This is a genomic window from Actinacidiphila bryophytorum (assembly GCF_016916835.1).
GTDB classification, from domain to species: domain Bacteria; phylum Actinomycetota; class Actinomycetes; order Streptomycetales; family Streptomycetaceae; genus Actinacidiphila; species Actinacidiphila bryophytorum.
Genome location: NZ_JAFFIX010000005.1, coordinates 333,688 through 353,152, shown reverse-complemented (window position 1 = coordinate 353,152; position 19,465 = coordinate 333,688). Strand labels below are relative to the sequence as shown.

Sequence of the window (19,465 nt, the reverse complement as noted above, 5' to 3'; positions counted from 1 at the left end):
TCAGTCGCCGAACTCCACCATGCCGGCCACCACATGGGCCGACGCCGGGGGCACGGTGATGCCGTGCAGGCCCGCCGGGGCGGCGGAGGTGCGCTCGCCGGACGGCATGTGCCAGTGCGCGGCCATCTGCCGGCAGTCGCCGATCAGCTGCTCCATCGAGTCCGGCTCCGCGAGCGGAGCGGGGGCGAGCGGGGACGTGACACCAGTGGCACGCGGGGTAGACCTCATACCACCGACACTAGGCACGGGCGGTCCGGGGAGAAAGCCCTACTATCGGGTAGTTTCGCCGCGTCCCGTGGCGGCACAGGCCGGGCAGCAGCGGGCAATCCGCGGATGTCCCGGCCCCGCCGCAGTTTGCCGGTAGCGTGGACGACTGCTCAGTCAGACGCAACCCCCCGCGTACGATTCCCCCGTCCTCAGGAGCCTGCCGCCGTGCGTATCGCCGTCACCGGATCCATCGCCACCGACCACCTGATGACCTTCCCCGGCCGATTCTCCGACCAACTGGTCGCCGACCAGCTGCACACGGTTTCGCTGTCCTTCCTCGTCGACGCGCTCGACGTGCGACGCGGCGGGGTCGGCGCCAACATCTGCTTCGGCATGGGCCTGCTCGGCACCAAGCCGGTCCTGGTCGGAGCCGCGGGCAACGACTTCGGCGAATACCGCGCCTGGCTGGAGCGGCACGGTGTGGACACCGCCTCGGTGCGCATCTCCGAGGTGCTGCACACCGCCCGCTTCATCTGCACCACCGACGCCGACCACAACCAGATCGGCTCCTTCTACACCGGTGCCATGAGCGAGGCGCGGCTGATCGAGCTGCAGCACGTCGCCGACCGGGTCGGCGGCCTCGACCTGGTCTCGATCGGCGCGGACGACCCCGAGGCGATGATCCGCCACACCGAGGAGTGCAGGACCCGCGGCATCCCCTTCGCCGCGGACTTCTCGCAGCAGATCGCGCGCATGGACGGCGACGACATCCGGGTCCTGGTCGACGGGGCCGCGTACCTGTTCAACAACGAGTACGAGAAGGGTCTGATCGAGAGCAAGACCGGGTGGGACAGCGACGAGATCCTCGACCGGGTCGGCACGAGGATCACCACGCTGGGCGCCCACGGTGTGCGGATCGACCGCAAGGACGAGGAGCCGATCGTCGTCGGCTGCGCCGAGGAGCAGGCCAAGGTCGACCCGACCGGCGTCGGCGACGGATTCCGCGCCGGCTTCCTGTCCGGCCTGGCCTGGGGCGTCGGCCTCGAACGCGCCGCACAGGTCGGCTGCATGGTCGCCACCCTCGTGATCGAGACCCTGGGCACCCAGGAGTACGAGCTGCGGCGCACGCACTTCATGGAGCGCTTCACCAAGGCGTACGGCGAAGACGCCGCCACCGAGGTGCGCCAGCACCTTGGCGCCTGACGGCGCCTGATGGTGGGGTGGGCCTGCACTCTGCGGCCCACGCCCGCCATTCCCCTGCCGGGTGCCTCTTCGGCGGGGCCGAGCCTTCCGCCGGCCGCGCTGGCTCGCGCGGTGCCCCTGTCTCGGGCGGTGCGCTTCCGCCGGCCGCGGCGGCTTGGGGGGTGCCTCTTCCGCAGGGGGTGCCCCCCAGGGGCGCGGGGAACTGCGCGCTCAGCCCCCACCGGGGCGCGGATCGTCACCGGCCCGAGGGGGCTGTTCGGTCCGTGCCGGACCACCGGCCGCGAGTGAAGCGAGATGGGGGCACCCCCAGGCAGAGCCCTGGGGGAGGGCTGGTCGCGCCGTTCCCCGCGCCCCTGGGGCGGTGGCGGTCCGTCGTCGCACGACGGCGCGTCTGGGCTGGTCGCGCAGTTCCCCGCGCCCCTGAGGGCTCGGTCCCGCCGCACAGGTGCGCGCCCGCGCGGCGTCAGCTGCAGATCAGACGCAGTCCCGCGTCCCTGGGGGCTCGGCCCCGCCGCACAGGTGCGCGCCCGCGCGGCGTCAGCCGCAGATCAGACGCAGTCCCGCGCCCCTGGGGGCTCGGCCCCGCCGCACAGGTGCGCGCCCGCGCGGCGTCAGCCGCAGATCAGACGCAGTCCCGCGCCCCTGGGGGCGCCGCCCGATGCGGAGGCGGGGTCAGGGGGTGCGGCGGATGTGGTAGGCGGTGCCCTGGGGGGCCCGGGCGGAGCCCAGGTAGGTGTGGCCGCGCATGGAGCACCAGGCCGGGATGTCCAACCCGGCCGCCTCGTCATCGGAGAGCACCGTCACCACCCCGCCGACCGGCACCTGGTCGATGACCTTCGCCAGCTCGATCACCGGGATCGGGCACAGCTTGCCGAGCGAGTCGACGACCAGGTCCGCGTCGAGGGCGGGCGCGGGGGTCGCGCCGAGGTGTGAGCGGACGTCGGAGACCAGCCCGGGGAGGACGTCGAGGAAGCGGTCGACGTCCTCCCCGGACGTCCCCGGGGGGAGGGACACCCGGACGTTGCCCTCGGACAGCACGCCCATCGCCTTGAGCACATGGCTCGGCGTGAGGGTGCTTGAGGTGCAGGAGGAGCCGGAGGACACGGAGAAGCCGGCCCGGTCGAACGCGGTCAGCAGCGCCTCGCCGTCGACGTAGAGGCAGGAGAAGGTCACCAGGTGCGGCAGCCGCAGGGTGCCGTGGCCGACCACCTCGACGTCGGGCACCAGCTCGGGCACCCGCACCCTGATCCGGTCGACCAGGGCGGACAGCCGGGCCGCCTCGGCCGCGGCCTCGCTGCGGACGGCACGCAGGGACGCTGCGGCGGCCACGATCGCGGGCAGGTTCTCGAAGCCGGGGGAGCGGCCCGACTCCCGCTCGTCCGCGGGGTGCTGGGGCGCGAACCTGGTGCCCTTGCGTACCGCGAGCAGCCCCACCCCGGGCGGGCCGCCCCACTTGTGCGCGCTGCCGGCCAGCAGCGACCAGCCGCCCTCGACGGGTCCCCAGGCCAGCGACTGGGCCGCGTCGACCAGCAGCGGTACGCCCGCGGTGCGGCACAGCTCGGCGACCTCGGCGACCGGCTGGACCGTACCGACCTCGTGGTTCGCGGACTGCAGGCACACCAGTGCGGTGTCGGGGCGCAGGGCCGCCGCCACGTCGGCGGGGGCGACCCGCCCGGCTCGGTCCACGCCGACGGACGCGGCCTCGTAGGCCCCGGCCGCGTGCAGCACGGCGGAGTGCTCGACCGCGGAGACGACCACATGGCGGCCGGTCCTGCGCCGCCCGGCCATCGCCCCGGTCAGCCCGTCATGCAGCGCGCGTGTCCCCGATGGAGTGAAAACGAGTTCGTCGGGCCGGCAGCCGACGGCCTCCGCGGCGGTCTGCCGGGCCGCGTCCAGCAGCAGTCTGGCCCGCCGCCCCTCGCGGTACAGGCGGGACGGATCCGCCCACCCCTCGTCGAGTGCGGCCAGCAGCGCCTCGCGGGCCACCGGGTGCAGCGGGGCGGCGGACGCCATGTCGAAGTAGGGCACCTCAGCACGCTACCCCCCCGTCCCCGGGGAACCCCCGGGGCAGCCCCGGGCGCTGTGTCAGAACACGTCGCGGGGACGGGATTCCATCCCTTCGGGGAGAGCCCCGGAGTGTTGGACCCCCTCCCCGCGCGACCCCAAATAGCGTCCAGTAGGGTTTGGTCCGCATAAACATCCACACCTCTATGCCTGCAGCTCGGGCCGACCGACCAGCACACGGCCGGAACACCCGGACGCGCGGGCGAGACTCTCGGGAAGGCGCTACGTGAGTCCCAACGGCTCCGACCTCCCCCACCGCCCCAAGGGCGTGGGCGGCATCCCCACGTCGCGGCGCGGGTTGCGGCGGAGGCTCCCGCAGGCGCTGGCTGCGGGCCTGGTCCTGGCGATGGCCACCGGCTGCTCGTACAAGGACTATCCCCGTCTCGGCATGCCCAGTCCTGCCACCGAACAGGCACCTCGCATCCTCGCCCTGTGGCAGGGCTCCTGGGCCGCGGCGCTGGCGACCGGTGCGCTTGTCTGGGGCCTGATCCTGTGGAGCGTGATCTTCCACCGCCGCAGCAGGACCAAGGTCGAGGTCCCTGCGCAGACCCGCTACAACCTGCCCATCGAGGCGCTGTACACGATCGTCCCGATCGTGGTCATCGCGGTGCTCTTCTACTTCACCGCGCGCGACGAGAACAAGCTCCTCGAGACCTCCGCGAAGCCGCAGCACGTCATCAACGTGGTGGGCTTCCAGTGGAGCTGGGGCTTCAACTACGTCGAGAACGTGGACGGAAACCCCGCGACGCCGACGCTGCCGCAGGGCAAGCTGCCGGCCGAACTGGCGAACATCCCGGCGAACAAGCTGCTGTACCCGGCAGGAGCCGAAGGCGTCTACGACGTCGGCACCCCCTCCAGCAAGAACCCGGAGACCGGCAACCCCGGCCCCACGCTGTGGCTGCCGAAGGGCGAGACGGTCCGGTTCGTGCTCACCTCGCGTGATGTCATCCACTCGTTCTGGATCGTGCCGTTCCTGATGAAGCAGGACGTCATCCCGGGCCACACCAACGTCTTCGAGGTGACTCCCAACAAGGAGGGCATCTTCATGGGCAAGTGCGCCGAGCTCTGCGGTGTCGACCACTCCCGGATGCTGTTCAACGTGAAGGTCGTATCGCCCGAGGCATACCAGCAGCACCTCAAGGACCTCGCCAAGGCGGGGCAGACGGGGTACATCCCGTCGGGTATCGCCACCACGGGCAACGCGAAGAACTCGGAGCCCAAGACCACATGAGCATTCTCAACGAACCGCAGGGCGCCGCGACGGCCGACGACTCCTACGCGGACGAGATCCCGGCCCGCCGCAAGAAGCCCGGCTCTGTCGTGGTCACGTGGCTGACCACGACCGACCACAAGACCATCGGCACCCTGTACCTGGTCACGTCGTTCGCGTTCTTCCTGATCGGCGGTGTGCTGGCACTGCTGATGCGCGCCGAGCTGGCACGGCCCGGCAACCAGTTCCTGTCGAACGAGCAGTTCAACCAGGCCTTCACGATGCACGGCACCGTGATGCTGCTGATGTTCGCGACACCGCTGTTCGCGGGCTTCACCAACTGGATCATGCCGCTGCAGATCGGTGCGCCCGACGTCGCCTTCCCGCGGCTGAACATGTTCGCCTACTGGCTCTACCTGTTCGGCTCGCTGATCGCGGTCGGCGGCTTCGTCACCCCGCAGGGTGCGGCCGACTTCGGCTGGTTCGCGTACTCGCCGCTGTCCAGCGCGGTCAACTCGCCCGGTGTCGGCGCCGACATGTGGATCATGGGTCTGGCGCTGTCCGGCTTCGGCACCATCCTCGGCGCGGTCAACTTCATCACCACGATCATCTGCATGCGCGCACCCGGCATGACGATGTTCCGCATGCCGATCTTCGTGTGGAACGTGCTGCTGACCGCGGTCCTGGTGCTGCTGGCCTTCCCGGTGCTCGCCGCCGCGCTCCTGGCACTGGAGGCCGACCGGAAGTTCGGCGCGCACATCTTCGACTCCGCAAACGGCGGCGCACTTCTGTGGCAGCACCTCTTCTGGTTCTTCGGCCACCCAGAGGTGTACATCATCGCGCTGCCGTTCTTCGGCATCATCTCCGAGGTCATTCCGGTGTTCAGCCGGAAGCCGATGTTCGGCTACATCGGCCTGGTCGCGGCGACCATCTCCATCGCGGGCCTGTCCGTGACGGTGTGGGCGCACCACATGTACGTGACCGGCGGTGTGCTGCTGCCGTTCTTCTCGTTCATGACGTTCCTGATCGCGGTGCCGACCGGTGTGAAGTTCTTCAACTGGATCGGCACCATGTGGAAGGGGTCACTGAGTTTCGAGACCCCGATGCTGTGGTCGATCGGCTTCCTGATCACCTTCGCCTTCGGCGGTCTGACCGGTGTGATCCTGGCGGCGCCGCCGCTGGACTTCCACGTGTCCGACTCGTACTTCGTCGTCGCGCACTTCCACTACGTGGTCTTCGGCACCGTCGTCTTCGCGATGTTCGCCGGCTTCCACTTCTGGTGGCCGAAGATGACCGGCAAGATGCTCGACGAGCGGCTCGGGAAGATCACCTTCTGGACGCTGTTCTTCGGCTTCCACGGCACCTTCCTCGTCCAGCACTGGCTGGGCGCCGAGGGCATGCCGCGCCGGTACGCCGACTACCTGGCCGCCGACGGCTTCACGACGCTGAACACGGTCTCCACGATCAGCTCGTTCCTGCTGGGCCTGTCGATCCTTCCGTTCCTCTACAACGTGTGGAAGACCGCGAAGTACGGCAAGAAGGTCGAGGTCGACGACCCGTGGGGCTACGGCCGCTCCCTGGAGTGGGCGACCTCCTGCCCGCCGCCGCGGCACAACTTCACCTCGCTGCCGCGCATCCGTTCCGAATCCCCGGCGTTCGACCTGCACCACCCGGAGATCTCGGCGATCGACGCCCTCGCGGGCCACGGTGCGGGCACGGCCATTTCCGGTGCTGACAACAAGGGAGCGGGCCAGTGAAGGTCCAGGGTTGGATGTTCGGCGGCTTCGCCGCTTTCATCCTCGCCACCGCCATCGTGTACGGCTGGTGGTCCAAGGAGCCGACCGGTACGACCGCGCTTTTCCTGGCGTTCGCACTGTGCACCATGATCGCCTTCTACCTCGGCTTCACCGCCAACCGGGCGGACACCGGGGCGATGGACAACGAGGACGCGGACATCGCGGACGACGCGGGCGAGCTGGGCTTCTTCAGCCCGCACAGCTGGCAGCCGCTGATGCTGGGCGCCGGCGGCGCGCTGGCCTTCATGGGCGTCATCTTCGGCTGGTGGCTGCTCTTCTTCTCGCTGCCGGTGATCCTGCTCGGGATCTTCGGCTGGGTGTTCGAGTACTACCGCGGTGAGAACCGCACCCAGTGACCACCCGCTGAAGCAGCACAGCAGCCCGGGGCGGGCCGCGGCACCTCACCAGGTGCCGCGGCCCGCCCCTTTTGCACCCCTCTGCCGTGCGGAACCGGCCACCGGTTCTTAGCGTGAGGCCATGAGCCACATTCCTCGACGCCGGATAGCGTTGCGCTGCGCCCTCCTCGTGGCGCCCCTCGCGGTGGGGCTCACCGCCTGCGGCGGAGACGGCAACCCGCTCGCCGCCCCGCCCTACGAATCAGCGGCCAAGGTCGCCTACTCGGTCGCCGACGGCGGCAAGGCCGACCCGGGCAAGCCGCTCAAGGTCACCGTCAAGGACGACGGCAGCCGGATCACCGATGTCACCGCGACCGACGGCGCAGGGCGCTACGTACGCGGCAAGCTCAGCGAGGACGGCCTCAGCTGGCAGTCCACGACCGCGCTGGCCGCAGGCGCCCACTACACGGTCCGGGTGAGCACCGAGGACTCCGACGGCCACCCCGGCCGCAAGGTGCTGACCTTCGACACCACCCCGGCCGACGCCGGGCTGCACGTCACCTTCGGCCCCGACGCCGGCACCTACGGGGTCGGCCAGCCGATCACCGCCGCCCTGAGCGTCCCGGTGAAGTCGCCCGCGGCCCGCGCGGCGGTCGAGGCGAACCTGCTGGTCAGCAGCGTCCCGCAGGCCGCACACGGCTCCTGGTACTGGGTCGACGACCGCACCCTGCACTACCGCCCGGGCGAGTACTGGCCCGCGCACGCGCAGATCGACGTGCGCAGCACCCTCAGCGGCGTCAAGGTGCAGGACAAGCTCTTCGGCGGCGTCGACAAGCCGCTGACCCTGCACACCGGGGACCGCATCGAAGCGATCACCGACGCGGCCACCGACCAGATGACCTTCAAGGACGACGGCAAGGTCGTGAAGACCATGCCGGTCACCACCGGCAAGCCGGGCTTCGACACCCGCAACGGCATCAAGGTCGTGCTGGCCAAGGAGAGCTTCGTCCAGATGAAGAGCTCCACCGTCGGAATAGCCGCCGGCAGCTCCGACTCGTACGACCTGCCGGTCTACTGGGCCACCCGGGTGACATGGAGCGGTGAATACGTGCACGCCGCGCCCTGGTCCGAGGGCTCGCAGGGCTACGCCAACGTCAGCCACGGCTGCACGGGAATGAGCACGGACAACGCGCACTGGTTCTTCGACCACGTGCGCCAGGGCGACATCGTCCAGGTCGTGAACAGCCACGGCCCCACGATGACGCCGTTCGACAACGGCTTCGGCGACTGGAACCTCGACGCGGCCAAATGGCAGCAGGGCAGCGCACTGGGCGCCAAGGCCGCGGGCCTGGCCGAGCAGGGCTCGGCGGCCGTCGCGAAGAACCCGCTGTCCAACCCGGCGCGGCTCCGCCCGGAGACCGCCTGAGCCGCGGCTAGCGGGCCGCGACCGCCTTCGAGGCCGGTTCGACGCGGCGCCGCAGCAGGATCGCCAGGGTGTCGCTGAGCGCCACCGGGTCCACCGGGTGGGCCACGGCCGCGTCGGCGCGGCTCCAGGTGGCCAGCCAGGCGTCCTGCGGGCGGCCGATCAGCACCAGCACCGGCGGGCAGCGGAAGATCTCGTCCTTGATCTGCCGGCACACGCCCATACCGCCCGCCGGGGCCGACTCGCCGTCCAAGACGCAGGCGTCGATGCCGCCGTTCTCCAGTTCGGTCAGGACGGCGGGCAGCGTCGCGCACTCCACGAACTCCACCGGCGGCAGGTCGGCGGCGGGCCTGCGGCCGACGGCCAGCCGGACCTGCTCCCGGGTGTTCGCGTCGTCGCTGTAGACCAGCACCGTGGCGGTCGCCTGCATCGTGGGCTCCTCGTGAACGGTTTCTCAAGTGCTTCGGATGCTACTCCCGCGGGCGCCGTCCGTGCAGGGTCCGTAGCCCCCCAAGATCCCGCGGACGGATCGTCATCCCTCGTTCGAGGGACGTCACGGGCCTGCGACACGGTCCTCCGCGGGACCTTGACACACCGAAGGGGACCCCCGGAGTGAGCGCCGGATAAGCGACCGACATAATGTCGGACGTGGCGACAGCAACAGCAGTAGAAACCGGGCACGCGCACCCGTCGGTCAACCGGCCGAACCTCACCAGCGTCGGAACCATCATCTGGCTGAGTTCCGAGCTGATGTTCTTCGCGGCCCTCTTCGCGATGTACTTCACCCTTCGGTCGGTCACGGGTGCCGATTTCTGGAAGGAACACGCCGATGCGCTGAACGTGCCGTTCTCCGCGACGAACACCACGATCCTGGTGCTCTCCTCCTTCACCTGCCAGATGGGCGTCTTCGCCGCCGAGCGCGGCGACGTGAAGAAGCTGCGCTCGTGGTTCATCGTGACGTTCGTGATGGGCGCGGTCTTCATCGGCGGGCAGATCTTCGAGTACACGAACCTGGTCAAGAAGGACGGGATCTCGCTGAGCTCCGACCCGTACGGTTCGGTGTTCTACCTGACCACCGGCTTCCACGGACTGCATGTGACGGGTGGTCTGATCGCGTTCCTGCTGGTGCTCGGCCGTACGTACGCGGCCAAGCGCTTCACCCACCAGCAGGCCACCGCAGCCATCGTCGTGTCCTACTACTGGCACTTCGTCGATGTCGTCTGGATCGGCCTCTTCGCCACGATCTACCTGATCAAGTAGTCGGTCGCGTACCGCAGCACGGTGCCGGACAGGCACAACCCGAAGCATCGACACAAGAGATCCTGACACCGGGGTAATCCGTGAAAAAGCTCTCCGCACGACGACGCCACCCGCTGGCGGCGCTTGTCGTCCTACTCTTCGCGCTGGCGGCCACCGGGGGGCTGTACGCCGCACTCGCGCCGGCGCCCAAGGCGCAGGCCGACGACTCGTCCCAGTCCATCCAGATCACCGAGGGCAAGAAGCTGTTCTCGGTCGGCTGTGCCAGCTGCCACGGCGCGCACGGCCAGGGGAGCTCGGACGGCCCCAGCCTCGTGGGCGTCGGGTCCGCGGCGGTGGACTTCCAGGTCGGCACCGGCCGGATGCCCGCGCAGCAGCCCGGCCCGCAGATCCAGAAGAAGCCCGGGCAGTACACCCAGGCGGAAATCGACCAGCTGGCGGCGTTCATCGCCTCGCTCGGCCCCGGCCCCGTGACCCCCAACGCCGACCAGTACGACCCGGCGGGCGGCGACTCGGCCAAGGGCGGCGAGCTGTTCCGCACCAACTGCTCGCAGTGCCACAACTTCGTCGGCAAGGGCGGCGCCCTCACCGACGGGAAGTACGCGCCGACGCTCAAGGGCGTCGACCCCAAGCACATCTACGAGGCCATGCAGACCGGCCCGCAGAACATGCCGTCCTTCCCCGACACCACGATGCCGTCGCAGGCCAAGGCCGACATCATCGCGTACCTGCAGGCCGTCGACACCGCTGACAGCAAGAACCCGGGCGGCTTCACGCTCGGCAGCCTCGGCCCGGTGCCCGAGGGGCTGTTCGCCTACATCTTCGGCATCGGTGCGCTGATCGCCGTCGCCACCTGGGTCGCTGCCCGTACGACCAAGGCCAAGAAGTCATGAGCGAAACCGGATCCCACAACGACATGGCAGAGCCAGAGGAACACCTCCCGGCCACCCACGGTGCCCACGGCACCGAAGCGGCGGTCCCCGGCGACCCGTTCGCCAACCCCGGCCACCCGGAGCACGAATTCCGCCGCCAGGACATCGACGAGAAGGCGGCCAAGCACTCCGAGCGGGTCGTCGCAGGGCTGTTCACCCTGTCGATGCTGGGCACTCTCGCCTTCATCACCAGCTTTGTGATCTTCCCGGTTGACAAGTACATCTACGTCTTCCCGCTCGGCCACGTCAGCGCGCTGAACTTCTCGCTCGGCCTGTCTCTGGCCGTCGCACTGATCGGTATCGGTGCCGGCGCCGTGCACTGGGCGCGCACGCTGATGTCGGACGAGGAGATGCCGGACGACCGGCACCGGGCGGACGCCGACGACGAACTGCGCGCCAACATCGAGGCGCAGTGGGTACAGGGAGCCAAGGAGAGCGCGTTCGGGCGGCGCAAGCTGATCCGTACCACGATGCTCGGCGCGCTCACCCTGGTCCCGCTGTCGGCCGTCGTGATCCTTCGCGACATGGGCCCGCTGCCGCAGGACAAGCTCAGGCACACCGCCTGGGCCAAGGGCAAGGCGCTGATCAATCCCAACACCAACAAGCCGTTGCGTCCCGAGGACATCCCGGTCGGCTCGCTCACCTTCGCCCAGCCCGAGGGGCTGAACGAGGAGGACGAGGACTTCCAGCAGCAGATCGCCAAGGCTGCCCTGATGGTGGTCCGGCTCAAGCCGGAGGACATCAAGGACAAGAAGGAACTCGACTGGTCGCACCAGGGCATCGTGGCCTTCTCCAAGATCTGCACGCACGTCGGCTGCCCGGTCAGCCTGTACGAGCAGCAGACACACCACGTACTCTGCCCTTGCCACCAGTCGACGTTCGACCTGTCCGACGGGGCCAGGGTCATCTTCGGCCCCGCCGGACACCGGCTGCCGCAGCTTCGGATCAGCGTCAATGGTGAGGGCAACCTCGTTGCGATGAGCGACTTCGAGGTTCCCGTCGGTCCGGCCTTCTGGGAGCGCGGATGAGTACTTCGACAGAGACCTCGACGACCACTCGGCGAGGCCCCAAACACCCCGGACAGCGCGTAGCAGAGTGGACTGACAGCCGAGTCGGTCTGTACAAGCTCGGCAAGTCCAACCTGCGCAAGATCTTCCCCGACCACTGGTCGTTCATGCTGGGTGAGGTCTGCCTCTACAGCTTCACGATCCTCATCCTCACGGGTGTGTATCTGACGCTGTTCTTCCACCCGAGCATGAACGAGGTCGTCTACAACGGCCCGTACGCGCCACTGCAGGGCGTGCGGATGTCGGACGCCTACGCGTCCACGATGCACATCAGCTTCGAGGTCCGCGGCGGTCTGTTGATCCGGCAGATCCACCACTGGTCCGCGCTGATCTTCATCGCGGGCATGATCGTGCACATGATGCGGGTGTTCTTCACCGGCGCCTTCCGCAAGCCGCGCGAGCTGAACTGGCTCTTCGGCTGGACGCTGCTCTTCATCGGCATGTTCGAGGGCTTCACCGGCTACTCGCTCCCCGACGACCTGCTGTCCGGCACCGGTGTCCGCTTCACCGAGGGCGCGATCCTCTCCACGCCGATCATCGGCACCTACCTGTCGATGTTCCTGTTCGGCGGGGAGTTCCCCGGCCACAACTTCGTGCCGATCTTCTACTCGGCGCACATCCTGCTGCTGCCGGGCATCATGGCGGCACTGCTGGTCACCCACCTGATCCTGGTCTTCTACCACAAGCACACCCAGTTCCCGGGTGCGGGCAAGACCGAGAAGAACGTGGTCGGCATGCCGTTCTTCCCGATCTACACCGCGAAGGCCGGCGGCTTCTTCTTCCTGGTCTTCGGTGTCATCGCGGCCATCGCGGCGATCGCCACCATCAACCCGATCTGGACCATGGGTCCGTACCGGCCGGACCAGGTGTCCACCGGTGCGCAGCCCGACTGGTACATGGGCTTCTCCGAGGGCCTGATCCGGGTGATGCCAGGCTGGGAGATCAACGCCTGGGGCCACACCCTGGTCCTCGGCGTGTTCATCCCGCTCATGATCTTCCCGCTGGTGCTCGCGGCCATCGCCGTCTACCCGTTCATCGAGTCCTGGGTCACCGGTGACAAGGGCGAGCACCACCTGCTGGACCGCCCGCGCAACCGCCCGGTGCGCACCGGCTTCGGTGTCGCCTGGCTGACGCTGTACTTCACGCTGCTCATCGGTGGCGGCAACGACCTGTGGGCCACGCACTTCCACCTGTCGATCGAGACGATCACCTGGTCGGTGCGGGTCGGCTTCTTCGTGCTGCCGACGCTGGCGTACTTCGCCACCAAGCGGATCTGCCTGGGCCTGCAGCGCCGGGACCGCGACAAGGTGCTGCACGGTCGCGAGACCGGCATCATCAAGCGGCTCCCGCACGGCGAGTTCATCGAGGTCCACGAGCCGCTGGACCAGGAGCAGCTGCACGTCCTGACCGCGCACCCGCAGCCCCAGCCGCTGGAGATCGGCCCCGAGGTCGACGAGAACGGCGTGGAGCGCAAGGTCAACCCGGTCACGAAGGTGCGGGCGAGGCTGTCCCGCAACTTCTACGGCGAGCACAGCCAGATCCCGAAGCCCACGGTCGAGGAGTACGACGAGATCACGAGCGGCCACGGCCACCACTGACTCGCCGTCCTGGCGTTGCACCTACGCCCCCGGGGCCGGCCGGTCACCCTTCGCAGGGTGCCCGACCGGCCCCGGCGGCATTTAAGGGGCGCGGGGAACTGCGCGCTCAGCCCCCACCGGCCGGTGGTCCGTCTCCGACAGAAACAGCCCCTTCGGGTCGGTGACGACCCGCGCCCCGGTGGGGGCTGGGCGCGCCGTTCCCCGCGCCCCTGGTGGTTGCCCCCTTGCGTAAGGGGAGCCGCGGAACCATCGCGCCCCCGACGGCGGCAGCCGACTAGGCTGGGGCCGCTGAGACCCTTACACACACCAGGAGGGTGGACCATGAGTGGTGCGGACCCCGCGGGCAGCGGTGGGCTGCGGACGTGGCCCGATGTGCTGTCGATGCTCATTGCGGGGCGGGACCTGGGGGTCGAGGACACGGCATGGGCGATGGACGCCGTCATGCGCGGGGCGGCCACCGACGTGCAGATCGCCGGATTCGCGGTGGCGCTGCGGGCCAAGGGCGAGACCGTCGAGGAAGTCACCGGCATGGTGCGGGCGATGTACGCGCACGCCAACACCATCGACGTGCCCGGCGAGACCGTGGACATCGTCGGCACCGGCGGCGACCGGGCCAAGACCGTGAACATCTCCACCATGTCCGCGATAGTCGTCGCCGGCACCGGCGCGAAGGTCGTCAAGCACGGCAACCGGGCGGCGTCCTCGGCCAGCGGGGCGAGCGACGTGCTGGGCCACCTCGGGGTGAACCTGGACCTGACGCCCGAGCGGGTCGCGCAGGTCGCGGAGGAGGCCGGCATCACCTTCTGCTTCGCGGTGCGGTTCCACCCGGCGCTGCGCCATGTGGCCACCGCCCGGGCCGAGCTGGGGGTCGCCACGACCTTCAACTTCCTCGGCCCGCTGACCAACCCGGCCCGGGTGCGTGCGCAGGCGACCGGTGTCGCCGATCCCCGCATGGCCCCGATCATGGCGGGCGTGCTGGCCGAGCGCGGCTCGTCCGCGCTGGTCTTCCGCGGTGACGACGGCCTGGACGAGCTGACCACGACCGCGACCTCGCAGGTGTGGGTGGTGGGCGACGGCAAGGTCACCCAGCACGCCTTCGACCCGCGGGACATCGGCATCGACCTGGTGCCGGTCGAGGCTCTGCGCGGCGGCGACCCCGCCCACAACGCCGACGTCGCCCGCCGGCTGCTGGCCGGCGAGACCGGCCCGGTACGGGATGCGGTGCTGCTGAACTCGGCCGCCGCGCTGGTCGCGCTGCACCCGGGCACGGGCACCCTGGAGGACCAGCTGGCGGCGGGAGTTGCCCGGGCGGCGCAGTCCCTGGACTCCGGCGCCGCCGCGGCCGCGCTGGAGCGGTGGGCGGCCGCCACCAACGCCTGACCTGCGGGCCTTCGCACCGCAAGGCGCCGTCCGCACTGCGGACGGCGCCTTGCGCATACGGCGGCCTGTGGCAGAATCCTTCCCAGGTCACGAGTGACAGCGCAAAGGCCCCGGCTCGCTGTCCGGCAACCCTCCGTCCGAGGCGGGGTGCCCCGGGTGATGACCGGGCTGTGGGCAGCAAGGCTCGCAGCAAGCCGGACTCGGGAGTTCTTCCATGCGCAAGCGAATGCGATAGGGCCTTTCGGCCCCGGTTCCGCCGTACCGCGGTGCCGCAGTGCACCGGTCCTTTCCCACTCCGCTGCCGTCCGACCGCCCCGTAGCGCCGCTGCCGGCGCACGCCGCTGTCGCCTGCCTTCGTGCCAGGAGCCCGCCATGACCGTTTCCCTCGCCGGCAACCCCGTGACCTGCGACCTCCCGCCGCTTCCGGTGCTCGGCCGGGACGTGACCGTGCCGCTGGTCACCGGTGGTGAAGTCACCTACGCCGCCCTCGACTACGCCGCCAGCGCGCCCGCGCTCCAGCGGGTGTGGGACGACGTGGCCGCGTACGCCCCCTATTACGGCAGCGTGCACCGCGGTGCCGGGTACCTGTCGCAGCTGTCCACCGAGCTGTTCGAGCAGAGCCGGGCCACCGTCGCCGGCTTCCTCGGCTGCCGGCCCACCGACGAGGTGGTCTTCACCCGGTCCACCACCGACTCGCTGAACCTGCTGGCCGCCGCACTGCCGGAGGGCACGCAGGTCTTCGTCTTCGAGACCGAGCACCATGCGGCGCTGCTGCCCTGGCAGCGGGCGAAGGGCGCCCGGGTGACCTGTCTTGCGGCGCCCCGTACGCCGGAGCAGGCGGTCGCCGCGCTCGACGTGGCGCTGCACGGGGCGCCCAAGGGACCCAAGCTGGTGTGCGCCACGGGCGCGTCCAACGTGACCGGGGAGCTGTGGCCGGTCCGTGAACTGGCCGCGGCGGCGCACCGGCACGGCGCCCGTATCGTGCTGGACGCCGCACAGCTCGTACCGCACCGGGCGGTGGACATCGGCGAACTCGACGTCGACTGGGTTGCCTTCTCCGGCCACAAGCTCTACGCGCCCTTCGGCGCCGGCGTCCTCGCGGGCCGCCCCGACTGGCTGCGCGACGCCGAGCCCTACCTGGCCGGCGGCGGCGCCACCCGTACGGTGGTGCGCCGGGCCGACGGCGAAGTCGAGGCCGAGTGGCAGGAGTCGGCCGCCGCCCGGCACGAGGCCGGGTCGCCGAACGTCATCGGGGCGTACGCCATCGCCTCCGCCTGCAAGGCGCTGACCGAGGCGGGCTTCGACCGGCTGGACGAGCACGAGGCGCAGCTGCTCACCCTGCTGCGGGACGGGCTCGCCGAGATCCCCCAGGTGCGGGTGCTGTCCCTCTTCGGCGCCGACGCCGACCGGGTCGGGGTGCTCAGCTTCGTCGTGAGCGGCTGGAACAGCTCCCATCTGGCGGCGGCGCTGTCCGCGGAGCACGGCATCGGTGTGCGCGACGGGCTCTTCTGCGCGCACCCGCTGGTCAAGCACCTGCTGGGCGGCCGTCCCGAGGACCCGGGGGCCTGCGGTTCGCCCGAGGACCTGTCCTTCAACGCCGTCCGCATCAGCTTCGGCGCCGGCACCCCGCCCGAGCACGTCACGCGCTTCGTCGAGGCCCTGGCCACGCTGGTCCGCGAGGGCGCCTCGTGGACCTACCACACCCGGAACGGCCGCTGCGTGCCCGCGCCTTCCGCTTAGGGGAGCAGGCGGGCCAGGAGTCTAGGAGTCCAGGCCGATCGCGAAAGCCGCCTCCAGGTCGTGCTGGGAGTAGGTGCGGAAGGCGACGTGGGTGTCGGTCACCTCGACGCCGGGGATCTTGCTGATCCGGCCCGGGATGATGTCCGCCAGGTCGTCGTGCCGGGCCACCCGCACCAGGGCGACCAGGTCGTAGGTGCCGGTCACCGAGTACACCTCGCTGACGTGGTCCAGCGCGGCGATCGCCTCGGCGATCTCCGGGATCCGGTCCACGGTGGTCTTGATGAGCACGATCGCGGTGATCACGGCTGAGCGTCTCCTTGGGTCGTCCCGGCAACGACGCCCAGCTTAGACCTGGGGCGATAGCAGGCCCACGCCCAGCAGAAGCCGAAGGCGAAGCCGACCACGTGCGCCAGGTAGGCCACCCCCGGGCCGCCGGCCGCGGTCTGCGCGGCGAACCACTGCAGCACGAACCAGAAGCCGAGTACGAGCCACGCGGGGAAGCGCAGCGGGACGAAGAAGAGGAAGGGGAAGAGGCTGGTCACCCGGGCCTTGGGATAGAGGTAGAGGTAGGCGCCGAGCGCCCCGGAGATCGCCCCCGACGCACCGACCAGGCTCTGCGTGTCGTCGGCGTGCGCGAAGGCGAAGCCGTACGTGGCGAGGCACCCTGCGGCCAGGTAGAAGAGGGCGAAGCGCACCCGGCCCATGCGGTTCTCGACGTTGTCGCCGAAGACGTAGAGGAAGAGCATGTTGCCGATCAGGTGCAGCCAGCTGCCGTGCAGGAACATCGAGGTGAGGACGGACAGGAAGGGCACCTTGCCGTAGGAGGCGGGCGCGTGGCACCCGGCGGGCAGCGGCAGGCCCGCGGGCGGGAGGCGGCCGTGCACCAGCTCGGCGGGGATGACGCCCCAGCGGTCGAAGTACAGCGCCTGCTCGCACGCCAGGCGGTGCCCGGTGCCGTACACCGGGGTGAAACCCGACAGCGGCCCGAGCAGGAAGACCGCGGTGCACACGGCGATCAGCCCGTACGTGACGACCGGCGTACGGCGGACCGGGTTCTTGTCGTACACCGGGATGACCATGCACTGATCATGACGCAGCGGTCGTAACGGACATAGGCCGCCTCGCCGCAGCGCGCCGGACCTCCGAGGCCTTAGGGTGACCGGGACGCACGTCCCACGGTGGACCCCAGAGGAAGAGGTACCCGCGATGCCGGTTCCGCTGCCGACCGCGACGACGCGATGGCGCTGCACCCTGTGCGGAAACCTGACCCGTTTCGACGTGACCCGCTCCTCGCGGGTCGTGGAGTACGTCCACCTCGACCTCGGCGGTGAGCCGTCGGTCGAGGAGACCGAGGTGCTGGCCGAGACCGTGGAGTCGGTGCGCTGCCGCTGGTGCAACGCGGTGGACCGGATCGAGCTGGTCGACCGGCCCGGCGCCGGCGGCGACCAGAACGGCAGTGCGGAAAGCGCCACCGGGAGCGGTTCCGCGTCGGGCTGACCGCCGGGCGGGGACAATGGAAGCAAGCAGGGCGGCGGGCCGGAGGGATCGAAGGGGGCCGGGAGGACGCCGAGGAACCGGACGGGAGTGACTGGTGGACGGTATCGGCGGTTTTCCGCATGCCGGGGCGAGCGGCGCCGCGGCGGAGCCCGCCGGACCCCCAGGCCCGGCCGGCTCGGAGGACGAGGCCCGGGGTGAGGCCCAGGACGGGGCTGACGACGCGGCGGGCGCGGAACCCGCGCTGGACCGGCCGCTGCCCGAGGGCGTACGCCACCGGGTCGTCGCCATCGCGGCCGAGGCCTTCGGCGGCTTCACCTACCAGGAACTCCCGGTCTCGCTGCGGCCCTACGCCCGTTTCACCCCGACCCGCCGGGTGAAGTACGCGGGCACCGCGCTGGCCGCGGCGCTCGAACACGACCCGGCCTTCCGGCAGAAGGTCGCCGGGCGGCTGCGGGAGACCCAGGCGGAGCTGGCCGGGGCGCTGGAGGGCGGCACCCCGCCGCCCGCCGCCGACCCGCTGGACGTCGCGGCGGCCGCGTATCTGCTGCGCCCCGCGGGCTGGGCCAAGCTCGTCGCGACCGCGGGCGAGGAGGCCCAGCGGGCCGACGCCGAGCGCGCCGACGAGGAGGCGCTGCGCGAACTGGCCGCGCTGCGCGACGAGGTGGCGGCCCTGCACGAGCACGGCAGGGCCGAGGCGGCCAGGGCCAGGGCCGAACTGGACGCGGTGCGCAAGGAGGGCGACGCCCTGCACCGCAAGCTGCGCAGCGCGCTCAGCGACGTCAAGCGGGCCGAGGCGGCGCAGCGCCGACTCCAGGCGGAGGTCGAGGAGTTGCGGTCGGCCGCCGCCCACGACAAGGCCGCTGCCGACAGCGAGGCGCGGCGGCTGCGCACCCGGCTCGCGGAGGCCGAGGCGGTCATCGAGACCGGGCGCAAGGCGGCCCGCGAAGGGCGCAGCATCGAGGACGTACGGCTGCGGCTGCTGCTGGACACCGTGCTCGACGCGGCGTCCGGCCTGCGCCGCGAACTGGCCCTGCCGCCGCGGGACACCATGGCGGTGCGGCCCGCGGACACCGTGGACGCGGTGGCGCCCGGCGCCTTCAGCGCCCGCGACATCGCCACCCGCGCCCTGTCGGAGACCGACCCGGCGCTGCTCGACCAGCTGCTGGCCCTCCCGCAGGCGCATCTGGTGGTCGACGGCTACAACGTCACCAAGACCGGTTATCCGGCACTGCCGTTGGAGAAGCAGCGGCTGCGGCTGCTCGGCGGGCTCGCGGCGCTGGCCGCGCAGAGCGGCGCCGAGGTCACCTGTGTCTTCGACGGCGCCGACCTGGACATGCCGGTGCTGCTCGCGCCGCCGCGCGGGGTGCGGGTGCTGTTCAGCAAGGCTGGTGAGACCGCTGACGAGTTGATCAGGCGGCTGGTGCGGGCGGAACCGCCCGGCCGGCAGATCGTGGTGGTCTCCGCCGACCGCGAGGTCGCCGACGGCGTTGCCAAGGCCGGCGCCCGCCCGGTCGCCTCGACGCTGCTGCTGCGCCGCCTCGCGCGCGTCTGACGGCCCGCCGCGGCAGGGCAGTTCGGCCGTTCGGCACCCGCGCATGCGTTCACTAGCGCACACGTGCGCACGCAGCGTGCGGTGCTCATCACTGCACGTATGAAGCGTGTAAAGAAAACCCGAACCGGTCGAGATTTTGCCTTCAAGGATTTGAACCGATCACGGAAAGGTCACTAGGGTCAGGCCTCGAACCTCCGCGCAGTC

Annotated in this window: 18 protein-coding genes and 1 riboswitch; of the genes, 13 read left to right on the top strand and 5 right to left on the bottom strand. The window is 70.4% G+C overall.

Annotated features, from left to right (window positions below):
- Nucleotides 1-228, bottom strand: a complete 228-nt coding sequence (locus JT723_RS10795; RefSeq protein ID WP_205044368.1) for a hypothetical protein — start codon at nucleotides 226-228, stop codon at nucleotides 1-3.
- 204 nt (nucleotides 229-432) lie between these two features.
- Here JT723_RS10795 and JT723_RS10790 point away from each other — a divergent pair, with 204 nt between their 5' ends.
- Nucleotides 433-1,410, top strand: a complete 978-nt coding sequence (locus tag JT723_RS10790; protein WP_205044302.1) for a carbohydrate kinase family protein — start codon at nucleotides 433-435, stop codon at nucleotides 1,408-1,410.
- Between the two features lie 672 nt (nucleotides 1,411-2,082).
- Here JT723_RS10790 and JT723_RS10785 read toward each other — a convergent pair.
- A complete protein-coding gene (locus JT723_RS10785; protein ID WP_205044301.1) occupies nucleotides 2,083-3,438 on the bottom strand; it encodes a cysteine desulfurase/sulfurtransferase TusA family protein in 1,356 nt (451 codons plus the stop codon).
- Between the two features lie 262 nt (nucleotides 3,439-3,700).
- On the opposite strand from JT723_RS10785, the gene ctaC reads away from it, so the two are divergent.
- From ctaC to JT723_RS10765, 4 genes are all read left to right on the top strand, one after another.
- On the top strand, nucleotides 3,701-4,705 hold the full coding sequence (gene ctaC / locus JT723_RS10780) for an aa3-type cytochrome oxidase subunit II (RefSeq protein ID WP_205044300.1): 1,005 nt from the start codon (nucleotides 3,701-3,703) through the stop codon (nucleotides 4,703-4,705).
- Nucleotides 4,702-6,441: an aa3-type cytochrome oxidase subunit I gene (gene ctaD, locus JT723_RS10775; RefSeq protein ID WP_205044299.1), complete on the top strand. Its 1,740-nt coding sequence runs from the start codon at nucleotides 4,702-4,704 to the stop codon at nucleotides 6,439-6,441. The genes ctaC and ctaD overlap by 4 nt, the downstream gene beginning before the upstream one ends.
- Entirely contained in the window at nucleotides 6,438-6,836 is a 399-nt protein-coding gene (locus JT723_RS10770; protein ID WP_205044298.1) for a cytochrome c oxidase subunit 4, read from the top strand. The genes ctaD and JT723_RS10770 overlap by 4 nt, the downstream gene beginning before the upstream one ends.
- Nucleotides 6,837-6,957: 121 nt before the next feature.
- A complete protein-coding gene (locus JT723_RS10765; RefSeq protein ID WP_205044297.1) occupies nucleotides 6,958-8,241 on the top strand; it encodes a L,D-transpeptidase in 1,284 nt (427 codons plus the stop codon).
- A gap of 7 nt (nucleotides 8,242-8,248) precedes the next feature.
- Here the strand turns inward: JT723_RS10765 and JT723_RS10760 are convergent, their stop codons facing one another.
- On the bottom strand, nucleotides 8,249-8,668 hold the full coding sequence (locus JT723_RS10760) for a hypothetical protein (RefSeq protein ID WP_205044296.1): 420 nt from the start codon (nucleotides 8,666-8,668) through the stop codon (nucleotides 8,249-8,251).
- 209 nt (nucleotides 8,669-8,877) lie between these two features.
- Here JT723_RS10760 and ctaE point away from each other — a divergent pair, with 209 nt between their 5' ends.
- From ctaE to JT723_RS10730, 6 genes are all read left to right on the top strand, one after another.
- Complete coding sequence (gene ctaE, locus JT723_RS10755; RefSeq protein ID WP_033172455.1) at nucleotides 8,878-9,498, top strand: aa3-type cytochrome oxidase subunit III; 621 nt, start codon at nucleotides 8,878-8,880, stop codon at nucleotides 9,496-9,498.
- 80 nt (nucleotides 9,499-9,578) lie between these two features.
- Nucleotides 9,579-10,388 (top strand): cytochrome bc1 complex diheme cytochrome c subunit, encoded by an 810-nt coding sequence (gene qcrC / locus JT723_RS10750; RefSeq protein WP_205044295.1) that lies wholly within the window; start codon nucleotides 9,579-9,581, stop codon nucleotides 10,386-10,388.
- Entirely contained in the window at nucleotides 10,385-11,455 is a 1,071-nt protein-coding gene (gene qcrA, locus JT723_RS10745; RefSeq protein WP_205044294.1) for a cytochrome bc1 complex Rieske iron-sulfur subunit, read from the top strand. Before qcrC ends, qcrA begins: the two co-directional genes overlap by 4 nt.
- Nucleotides 11,452-13,092 (top strand): cytochrome bc1 complex cytochrome b subunit, encoded by a 1,641-nt coding sequence (gene qcrB, locus JT723_RS10740; RefSeq protein WP_205044293.1) that lies wholly within the window; start codon nucleotides 11,452-11,454, stop codon nucleotides 13,090-13,092. The genes qcrA and qcrB overlap by 4 nt, the downstream gene beginning before the upstream one ends.
- A gap of 321 nt (nucleotides 13,093-13,413) precedes the next feature.
- Nucleotides 13,414-14,472 (top strand): anthranilate phosphoribosyltransferase, encoded by a 1,059-nt coding sequence (gene trpD, locus JT723_RS10735; RefSeq protein WP_205044292.1) that lies wholly within the window; start codon nucleotides 13,414-13,416, stop codon nucleotides 14,470-14,472.
- 85 nt (nucleotides 14,473-14,557) lie between these two features.
- Nucleotides 14,558-14,674, top strand: a riboswitch (SAM riboswitch).
- Between the two features lie 170 nt (nucleotides 14,675-14,844).
- The gene (locus tag JT723_RS10730) at nucleotides 14,845-16,212 is read left to right on the top strand and encodes an aminotransferase class V-fold PLP-dependent enzyme (protein WP_205044291.1); all 1,368 of its coding nucleotides are present in this window, start codon (nucleotides 14,845-14,847) and stop codon (nucleotides 16,210-16,212) included.
- Between the two features lie 21 nt (nucleotides 16,213-16,233).
- Here JT723_RS10730 and JT723_RS10725 read toward each other — a convergent pair whose 3' ends face one another.
- Nucleotides 16,234-16,515 carry an Lrp/AsnC family transcriptional regulator gene (locus JT723_RS10725; protein ID WP_205044290.1) on the bottom strand — a complete coding sequence of 94 codons (282 nt, stop codon included), beginning with the start codon at nucleotides 16,513-16,515 and terminating at the stop codon, nucleotides 16,234-16,236.
- Nucleotides 16,512-17,291: a rhomboid family intramembrane serine protease gene (locus JT723_RS10720; RefSeq protein ID WP_205044289.1), complete on the bottom strand. Its 780-nt coding sequence runs from the start codon at nucleotides 17,289-17,291 to the stop codon at nucleotides 16,512-16,514. The genes JT723_RS10725 and JT723_RS10720 overlap by 4 nt, the downstream gene beginning before the upstream one ends.
- A gap of 127 nt (nucleotides 17,292-17,418) precedes the next feature.
- On the opposite strand from JT723_RS10720, the gene JT723_RS10715 reads away from it, so the two are divergent.
- Both JT723_RS10715 and JT723_RS10710 read left to right on the top strand, forming a co-directional pair.
- The gene (locus tag JT723_RS10715) at nucleotides 17,419-17,709 is read left to right on the top strand and encodes a hypothetical protein (RefSeq protein WP_205044288.1); all 291 of its coding nucleotides are present in this window, start codon (nucleotides 17,419-17,421) and stop codon (nucleotides 17,707-17,709) included.
- A 241-nt stretch (nucleotides 17,710-17,950) separates the two neighbouring features.
- Nucleotides 17,951-19,261: an NYN domain-containing protein gene (locus JT723_RS10710; RefSeq protein ID WP_240165440.1), complete on the top strand. Its 1,311-nt coding sequence runs from the start codon at nucleotides 17,951-17,953 to the stop codon at nucleotides 19,259-19,261.
- Nucleotides 19,262-19,465 lie beyond the last annotated feature (204 nt).